Below are 1107 nucleotides of genomic sequence, written 5' to 3' on the forward strand. Positions count from 1 at the left end.
CCCCGCAGGCCCACCGGGGAGTTCGCCGCCATCCGCCCGGCCAGGGCGAGGGCCGCCTCGCGGTCCGTACCCGCCGCCACCACCGAGTCCACCAGGCCCAGCGCCAGCGCCTCGGCCGCCTCCACCCGCCGCGCCGTGAAGATCAGCTCCGCGGCCCGCGCCGCGCCCACGCGCCGCGGCAGCAGCTGCGTACCGCCACCGCCCGGGATGACACCGACCGAGACCTCCGGCAGGCCCACGACCGCCGTCTCGTCGGCCACGATCACGTCACACGCCAGCGCCAGCTCGAAGCCGCCGCCCAGCGCGAACCCGTGCACCGCCGCGATCGTCGGCATCGGCAGCTCCAGCACGCCCCCGTACGCGCCCCGCGTGGTCGGCCGCTGCCGCACCAGCTCCGCGTCCGACAGCGAGTTCCGCTCCTTGAGGTCCGCGCCGACGCAGAACGCCCGCTCCGCGGTCGAGGACACCACGACCACCCGCACCGACGCGTCCGCCGCGAGCGAGGCGCACGCCGAACCGATGGCCCGCGCCATCTGCGTCGACACCGCGTTCATCGCCTTCGGCCGGTCCAGGACCAGCTCGGCGACCCCGCCGTCATGCCGGCGCACTGCCACGAACTCCGATACCTCAGGCACAGCGGACCCTCCCGGTTAACGAACGTTACCCGGGGATCTTAGGCTTCCGGCGCGTCAGCGACCAGGGCTCCACGACGCCCAGGCCGCGTACCGGGCGCTGCCACATCGGCTGGAGCGCGAAGCGGTACGCGCCGCCGCCCTCCTCCGACTCGGCTTCCTTCTCCGACACCGGCGCCGCGCCGGTGCGGCCCAGTTCCTCGGCCATCGCCCCGTCCACCAGGACCGCGTCCTTCGGCGCTATCGACGTCAGCCGCGAGGCCAGGTTCACCGTGGTCCCGAAGACGTCGCCCATCCGGGTCGTCACGGTCCCGAAGGCGATGCCGACGCGCAGCTCCGGCATCTGCGGGTCGGCCTCCATCGTCTCGATCAGGCGCAGCGCGATCTCCGCCGCCGTGCCCGCGTCGTCGGCGCAGTACAGGACCTCGTCGCCGAGGGTCTTGATCAGCCGGCCGCCGTGCGCCGCCACCAGGTC

Annotated in this window: 2 protein-coding genes; both read right to left on the reverse strand. The window is 74.4% G+C overall.

The window, feature by feature from the left end; genetic code table 11:
• Window positions 1-635, reverse strand: a 635-nt coding sequence (locus tag ACFVUS_RS44055; protein WP_387781573.1) for an enoyl-CoA hydratase/isomerase family protein, incomplete at its 3' end; no start/stop codon positions are given.
• 25 nt (window positions 636-660) lie between these two features.
• The coding region (locus ACFVUS_RS44060) for an adenylate/guanylate cyclase domain-containing protein (RefSeq protein ID WP_387781576.1) at window positions 661-1107 on the reverse strand (447 nt) is incomplete at its 5' end.

It is taken from the genome of Nocardia sp. NPDC058058 (genome assembly GCF_042885355.1).
GTDB lineage: Bacteria > Actinomycetota > Actinomycetes > Mycobacteriales > Mycobacteriaceae > Nocardia.